Annotated in this window: 6 protein-coding genes; 5 read left to right on the top strand and 1 reads right to left on the bottom strand. The window is 76.2% G+C overall.

Annotation, left to right across the window (positions count from 1 at the left end; translation table 11 throughout):
* Positions 1-37 precede the first annotated feature (37 nt).
* Both HOY81_RS21615 and HOY81_RS21620 read left to right on the top strand, forming a co-directional pair.
* On the top strand, positions 38-1,471 hold the full coding sequence (locus HOY81_RS21615; RefSeq protein WP_237322153.1) for a DUF445 domain-containing protein: 1,434 nt from the start codon (positions 38-40) through the stop codon (positions 1,469-1,471).
* A gap of 144 nt (positions 1,472-1,615) precedes the next feature.
* Positions 1,616-2,473 (top strand): fumarylacetoacetate hydrolase family protein, encoded by an 858-nt coding sequence (locus HOY81_RS21620; protein ID WP_237322154.1) that lies wholly within the window; start codon positions 1,616-1,618, stop codon positions 2,471-2,473.
* A 457-nt stretch (positions 2,474-2,930) separates the two neighbouring features.
* On the opposite strand, the gene HOY81_RS21625 is transcribed toward HOY81_RS21620, so the two are convergent.
* Positions 2,931-4,016 (bottom strand): Gfo/Idh/MocA family oxidoreductase, encoded by a 1,086-nt coding sequence (locus HOY81_RS21625; protein WP_237322155.1) that lies wholly within the window; start codon positions 4,014-4,016, stop codon positions 2,931-2,933.
* Between the two features lie 193 nt (positions 4,017-4,209).
* Between HOY81_RS21625 and HOY81_RS21630 the strand changes: the two genes are divergently transcribed.
* From HOY81_RS21630 to HOY81_RS21640, 3 genes are all read left to right on the top strand, one after another.
* Complete coding sequence (locus HOY81_RS21630; protein ID WP_237322156.1) at positions 4,210-4,989, top strand: HAD-IIA family hydrolase; 780 nt, start codon at positions 4,210-4,212, stop codon at positions 4,987-4,989.
* Positions 4,990-5,191: 202 nt separating this feature from the next.
* A complete protein-coding gene (locus HOY81_RS21635; RefSeq protein WP_237322157.1) occupies positions 5,192-6,028 on the top strand; it encodes a hypothetical protein in 837 nt (278 codons plus the stop codon).
* Positions 6,025-6,714, top strand: a complete 690-nt coding sequence (locus HOY81_RS21640; protein ID WP_237322158.1) for a class F sortase — start codon at positions 6,025-6,027, stop codon at positions 6,712-6,714. The genes HOY81_RS21635 and HOY81_RS21640 overlap by 4 nt, the downstream gene beginning before the upstream one ends.
* Positions 6,715-6,934 lie beyond the last annotated feature (220 nt).

The following is a 6,934-nucleotide window of genomic DNA, read 5'->3' on the forward strand; positions in this document are numbered from 1 at the left end:
GCTCCGCCGGTCGTACGTCCTCATGATCCCATGCCGGGTGCCCGGCGCCGCAGGCACAGACGCGGGGAACCGGCCGCGCGTTCCGCACGTATGCCGGATTGGGACAATGCCTCCAGGGGGTTCCGGACAGGTGGAGCGGATGGAACAGACGAAAACGGGCGGAATCGCCACTGCGGAGCGCGCTCGTGTGAGGGCTCTCACAAGCGGCCCGGGGGCGTTCACGGCGGCCGACGAGGAGCGGCAGCGCGGTGTCCGCCGGATGAAGACCATCGCCACCGGTGCCCTGTTCGGCATGGCGGTGGTCTTCGCCCTGGCCACCTGGGCGGGGCACGCGGGCGCCGGCGGGTGGACGGGCTATGTGGCGGCCGCGGCGGAGGCCGGCATGGTGGGCGCGCTCGCCGACTGGTTCGCGGTCACCGCGCTCTTCCGGCACCCGATGGGTGTGCCCATCCCGCACACCGCCATCATCCCGACCAAGAAGGACCAGCTCGGCCGGAGCCTGGGGGACTTCGTCGGGGAGAACTTCCTCTCCGGGGAGGTGGTACGCGCCCGGCTGCACTCGGTGGGGATCGGGAGCCGCCTCGGCGCCTGGCTGGCCCGCCCGGAGCACGCCGACCGGGTCACGGCGGAGCTGGCGACGGCGCTGCGGGGCGCGCTGACCGTGCTGCGCGACTCCGACGTGCAGGCGGTGGTCGCGGAGGCGATCACCCGCCGGGCGGACTCCCGGGAGATCGCGCCGGGCCTGGGGACGCTGCTGGAGAAGGTCGTCGCGGACGGCGGTCACCGCCGGGTCGTCGACCTGGTGTGCGTACGGGCGCACGAGTGGCTGGTGGAGCACGGCGACTCGGTGATGGAGGCGGTCAGCGGGGGTGCCCCGGGCTGGACGCCGCGGTTCGTGGACCGCAAGGTCGGCGAGCGGGTCTACCGCGAGCTGCTGCGCTTCGTGCGGGAGATGCGGGACATGCCGGAGCACCCGGCGCGCGGGGCGGTGGACCGGTTCCTGAGCGACTTCGCGCGGGACCTGCGGGAGGACCCGGAGACCCGGGAGCGGGTGGAGCGGCTCAAGCGGGAGGTGCTGGGCCGCGGCGAGGTGCAGGACCTGATCGCCTCGGCCTGGTCCTCGGTGCGGGCGATGGTGGTCGCCGCCGCCGAGGACGAGCGCAGCGAGCTGCGGGTGCGGGCCCGCACGTCGCTGCTCTCCCTGGGGATGCGGATGTCCCGCGACGACGGGCTGCAGGGCAAGGTCGACGGGTGGGTGGAGGGGGCCGCGGTGCACGTGGTCACCACCTACCGGGACGAGATCACCTCGCTGATCTCGGAGACCATCGCGGGCTGGGACGCCGCCCACACCTCCCGCAAGATCGAGGCGCACATCGGCCGTGACCTGCAGTTCATCCGGATCAACGGCACGGTCGTCGGGGCGCTGGCCGGGCTGGCCATCCACACCGTGGCCCATCTGCTCGGGGCCTGAGCGCCCGCCGGCCGTCGCTGCCGCCGTCCCACCAGGTGAACAGCGGGTTGCGCTCCCGTGGACCCTCTTGGAGGATCATACGATTCCGTAGCGGTGGCCGTCCCCCATCGTGCGTGCCAGGACTCGACCACGGGAGTTGGAACGGTGAAGCTGCTGCGTGTCGGAACGGTGGGGACGGAGCGCCCGGCGGTGCTCGACGAGGAGGGCGTGCTGCGGGACCTGTCCCCGGTGGTGCCGGACGTCGACGGAGCGCTGCTCGCGGACGACGCCGCACTCGCGCGGGTGCGCGCGGCCGCCGCGACCGGCGATCTCCGTCCGCTGGACCCCTCGGGGCTGCGGATCGGGGCGCCCGTCGGGCGCATCGGCAAGATCGTCTGCATCGGCCTGAACTACCACGACCACGCCCGGGAGACCGGCGCCCCGGTGCCGGAGGAGCCGGTCGTCTTCCTCAAGGCGCCGGACACCGTCGTCGGCCCGTACGACACCGTGCTGGTGCCGCGTGGCGCCGGGAAGACGGACTGGGAGATCGAGCTGGCCGTGGTGATCGGGCGTACCGCGCGCTACCTGGAGACCGACGAGCAGGCCCGGGCGGTGATCGCCGGCTACACCATCGCCCACGACGTCACGGAGCGGGCGTTCCAGCTCGAACGCGGCGGCCAGTGGGCCAAGGGGAAGAACTGCGAGACCTTCGGGCCGCTGGGCCCGTGGCTGGTGACCGCGGACGACGTCCCCGACCCGCAGGACCTCGGGCTGCGGCTGCGGGTCAACGGGCGGCTGCGGCAGGACGGCACCACGGCGGACCAGATCTTCCCGGTCGCCCGGGCCCTGCGGTATCTGAGCCGCTTCATGACCCTCCACCCGGGCGACGTGGTCAGCACCGGCACGCCGGCCGGGGTGGCGATGGGGCAGCCGGAGCCGAAGCCGTTCCTCCGGGCCGGGGACGTGGTGGAGCTGGAGATCGACGGGCTGGGGAATCAGCGGCAGGAGTTCCAGGCCGCCTGAACGGCGCCGGCCTGACGTCCCGGCAGGTCGTGCGCGGACCCGCGCACGGTCTCGCGCGCGGGCCCCCGCGGTTCCGGGGCGCGGGACCGCACGTCCCCCGGCGGGATGGCGTCCCGGGGGCGCTCCCCGGACGGTCCGTCCGTCACCGCGTCGCGGACACCCCTTCCCCGTGGGCCGCGGAACGGTACGGTCCCCCGTGCCGCGGCCGCCCGGTACGGTTCCCGCGCGGCCTGTGCCGCCGCCCGCAGCCGGTGAGGCGTCGCGGCCCCGGCCGGCACCGGGCGCGCCCGGGCGTCGCCGGTGCCGCGACGGCGGGACGCGGGACGGCGGAGTCCGGCGGCTGCGGCCGTCCCCGGCCGGGGCGGGTCGTCGGTCGCGGGGCACGTACGTCGTGGTGGCGCGCCGTTACGGCGGGGCGCCTGCCCGGAGTGGGCCCGGCGCCCGGCGGGCCGGGTGTTCAGGCGCGGGCGCCCAGCGTGACCACGCGGCCCGCGGCGGCCGACTCCCGCGCCGCCTCCAGCACCCGCAGCGCCTCCACCGCGTCCCGGGCGCTCACCGGAGGCGTCCCGCCCTCGCGTACCGCCGCGGCGACGGCCGCGTAGTACGCGGGGTAGTCCCCGTCCAGGCTGCGCACGGGGCGTGCCTCGTCCAGCGCGCCCAGGGTGCCCCAGGCCGGCTCGGGCTCCACGCCCCAGGGTTCGCCGGGTGCCGGGCGTGCACCGGCGCGCAGCGCGGCCTCCTGCGGATCGAGCCCGTGCTTCACGTACGCCGCCGTGCTGCCCAGCACCCGGAAGCGCGGGCCGAGCTGGGCGGCCGTGGCGCTCATCCACAGGTGCGAGCGGACGCCGTTGCGGTGGGTGAGGGCGAGGAAGGTGTCGTCGTCCGCCTCGGCACCGGGCCGGCGGACGTCCGACTCGGCGTACACCGAGACGGCCGGGCCGAAGAGCGCGAGCGCCTGGTCGACCAGGTGGCTGCCCAGGTCGTAGAGGAGCCCGCCCGCCTCGGCCGGGTCCCCGGACTCGCGCCAGCCGCCCTTGAGCCGCGGCCGCCAGCGTTCGAAGCGGGATTCGAAGCGGTGCACCTCGCCGAGCGCGCCCTCCTCGTACAGCGCGGCCAGGGTGCGGAAGTCGCTGTCCCAGCGGCGGTTCTGGAAGACGGAGAGCAGCACGCCGCGCTTCTCGGCGCGGTCGGCCAGCTGTTCCGCCTCGGCGGCGGTGGCGGCCAGCGGCTTGTCGACCACGACGGCCAGGCCCGCGTCCACCGCGCGCTCGGCGAGCGGGACATGGGTGCGGTTGGGGGAGGCGACGACCACGAGGTCCACTTCCGCGGCGCGGTCGAACAGCTCGTCCGGGGAGGCCACCGTGCGCACCCCGGGCCCGTGCTCCGCGGTCACCTGTTCCTGCCGTTCCGGGTTCGCGGTGACGACCGTGTCGAGCGTCAGCCCGGGCGTCGTGGCGATCAGCGGGGCGTGGAAGGCCGAGCCGGCCAGGCCGTAGCCGATCAGGCCGACGCGCAGGGCGTGCGGGGTGGTGACAGCGTCCATGGGACCACTCTCGCACGCCCCCCTGGGCCCTCCCACGGCCGGTGGCGCAGGGGGAGGTCCGGGGGCGGCGGGTCCGGTTAGGCTGTGGACCGCGGCGGGCGACGCCCGAAGCGCCCGCCGCGGCACGGCGAAGGGTCCACCGGCGCACCCACGCCACGAGAACACCGACCCCTCACCCGGCAGGAGCTGTTACGTGGCAGAGCGCAAGCCCATCGAGTCCTGGCTCACCGACATGGACGGCGTGCTGATGCACGAGGGCATCCCGGTGCCCGGAGCGGACGCCTTCATCAAGCGCCTGAAGGAGTCGGGCCGCCCCTTCCTGGTGCTGACCAACAACTCCATATACACCCCGCGCGACCTGCACGCCCGGCTGGCCCGCATCGGCCTCGACGTGCCGACCGAGAACATCTGGACCTCCGCCCTGGCCACCGCGCAGTTCCTGGACGACCAGCGCCCCGGCGGCACCGCGTACGTCATCGGGGAGGCCGGGCTCACCACCGCGCTGCACGACATCGGCTATGTGCTCACCGACCACGCGCCGGACTACGTGGTCCTGGGCGAGACCCGCACCTACAGCTTCGAGGCGCTGACCAAGGCGATCCGGCTGATCAACGACGGCGCCCGGTTCATCGCGACCAACCCCGACGAGACCGGGCCCTCGGCCGAGGGCGCGCTGCCCGCCACCGGTTCGGTGGCGGCGCTGATCACCAAGGCGACCGGCCGCGAGCCGTACTTCGTGGGCAAGCCCAACCCGTTGATGATGCGGGCCGGGCTGAACGCCATCGGTGCGCACTCCGAGACCACCGCGATGGTCGGCGACCGGATGGACACCGACGTGCGTGCCGGGATGGAGGCCGGCCTGGAGACCTTCCTGGTGCTCACCGGGCTCACCCGGCCGAACGAGGTCGACCTCTTCCCCTACCGGCCGTCCTCCGTGGCGGACTCGATCGCGGACCTCGTCGACCGGGTCTGACCGCCCGCCGGCCCGGGCGGTCTGTGCGCCGGCAGGATCCGGGCCGTCTCAGCGCCCGCCGGGTCCGGGCGCCCGGACCCGGGTGCCGCCCGGGGCCGGGCGCACCCCGGCTCCCCCGGGCGGCCCACACCCGCAGTCCCAACGGAGCAGCGCCGCGTACTCCCGGGATGCGGGCCCCCGTCGCGGGACGGACCGTCGGGGCATGGCCCCCCGGACACTCCCGCAGCGCGCCCGCCGCCGCTCCCGCACCGCCTGCGCCCCCCTCGTCCTGGCGGCGGCCGCTGCCGCCGTATCGGAGCCGGCGGCCGCTCCGGCCCTGGCGGCACCGCCGGCCGTCTCGGCTCCGGCGGCGGCCGCGGAGCCCGTCGCCGACGGGCTCGAGATGGCGCCGCGGAAGGTGCCGCAGGGCGGCCGGGCGGAGCTGCGGGTCCGCTTCTGCGGCACCGACACCTCCGCCCTCGCCACCTCCGTGGCCTTCGAACGGGACGTGCGGCTGCGGCCGGAACCCGGGGGCGCCGCCTCAGTGCTGACCGGCACGGCCACCGTCGCCCCGGAGGCGGAAACGGGAACCTACGCCGTCGACGTGGAGTGCGACGGCGCCACCGGTCTCGCCGAGGGCTCGTTCCGCGTGGTGCCGGGTACGACCCGTCCGGCATCGCGGCAGGCGCAGCAGGAGCCGCCGCCGGAGCCCTCGCCGGAACAGGAACCGCAGTCGCAGCAGGGGCGGCAGAACGGGCAGCTGCCGGAGCACGAGCGGCCCGCGCACGAGCGGCAGGCGGAGCCGCCGCGGCCGGCCCGGCACCAGGAACCGCACGCCCGGGAGGAGCCCCGGCCCTCCCGCGACCTGCACGCCTCACCCGTCGCCCCGGTCCGGGCGGGCGGCGGCGCCACGGCCGGGGACCGGGACGGCGCGGGTACCGGCCCCTCCGCCGCCACGGCGCTCACCCTGACCGGCGGCGCGCTGGTGCTCGGTCTGGTGTGGGCCGGGCGTCGCCGGGCGGCAGCGGGAGCGGGCGGAGGCGGGGGAGCCGTCCGATGAGCGAGGAGGCGTCCGCGGCGGTGCGGCCGGAGTCCACCGCCCGGGGCCGCCTGATCACCGGCACGGTGTGGGCGCTGCTGGTGCTCGGCCTCTGGCTGTGGGGCCGGGTGGCCGGGGACGGCGTGCCGGGCGGGCCCGCGCTGGGCGACGTCTCGGCGGCGGGCCGCCAGTTCGCCGGCGGTGAGCCGCTGCCCGCGCCGCACGACCCGCTGGACGGTGTCACCCGTCCGGTGCGGCTGGACATCGACGCGCTGGACGTGCACGCGCCCGTGGTGGGAACCGGCCTGGACGCCGACGGCGGGATCGCGGCGCCGCCGTACGCACGGGCGGAGTCGGTGGGCTGGTACGAGGCCGGACCGGTGCCCGGGGAGGAGGGTGCCGCCCTGGTCGTCGGGCACGTCGACACCGACGAGCGACGTGCGGTCTTCTACCCGCTGAGCACCGCCGAGCCGGGCACCCGGGTCGAGGTCACCGGCGCGGACGGGACGGTGACGGAGTTCGTGGTGGAGCGGGTCGACGTCGTGCAGCGCGAGCGGTTCGACGCCGACCGGGCCTACGGGCCGCGGCAGGAGGGCCGCGCCGAGCTCCGCCTGATCACCTGTGGCGGCACCTTCGACCGGGCGCGGCGGACCTACACCTCCAACGTCGTGGTCTCCGCCTACCTCACCGGCACCCGGGAGGGGTGAGCCCCGCGGAGCCGTACGCCGGGAGTGCGCTGCTCCGACCGGCGTAACCGGCTCCGGCGGCTCCCGGGACGCCGCCCGGCGCTGTGCCAGGATGACGCCGACCCGGACCACGTCGTCTGTCGAGGGGGAGTGGATGCAGGGCCCATCCGCCGGCCGCGCGGGACGCCGCGCCCACCGCCCGCCGCGGCCGGCCGCGCGCCGTCGCCGCCCCGCCCGGGCC

It is taken from the genome of Streptomyces sp. JJ36 (genome assembly GCF_021696945.1).
Taxonomy (GTDB): Bacteria; Actinomycetota; Actinomycetes; order Streptomycetales; family Streptomycetaceae; genus Streptomyces.

Bases quoted from the DNA above. Each gene is read 5' to 3' on its own strand.
- HOY81_RS21635 (WP_237322157.1), top strand. From the start codon at position 5,192: ATGGCCCCCCGGACACTCCCGCAGCGCGCCCGCCGCCGCTCCCGCACC.
- HOY81_RS21625 (WP_237322155.1), bottom strand. From the start codon at position 4,016: ATGGACGCTGTCACCACCCCGCACGCCCTGCGCGTCGGCCTGATCGGC.
- HOY81_RS21640 (WP_237322158.1), top strand. From the start codon at position 6,025: ATGAGCGAGGAGGCGTCCGCGGCGGTGCGGCCGGAGTCCACCGCCCGG.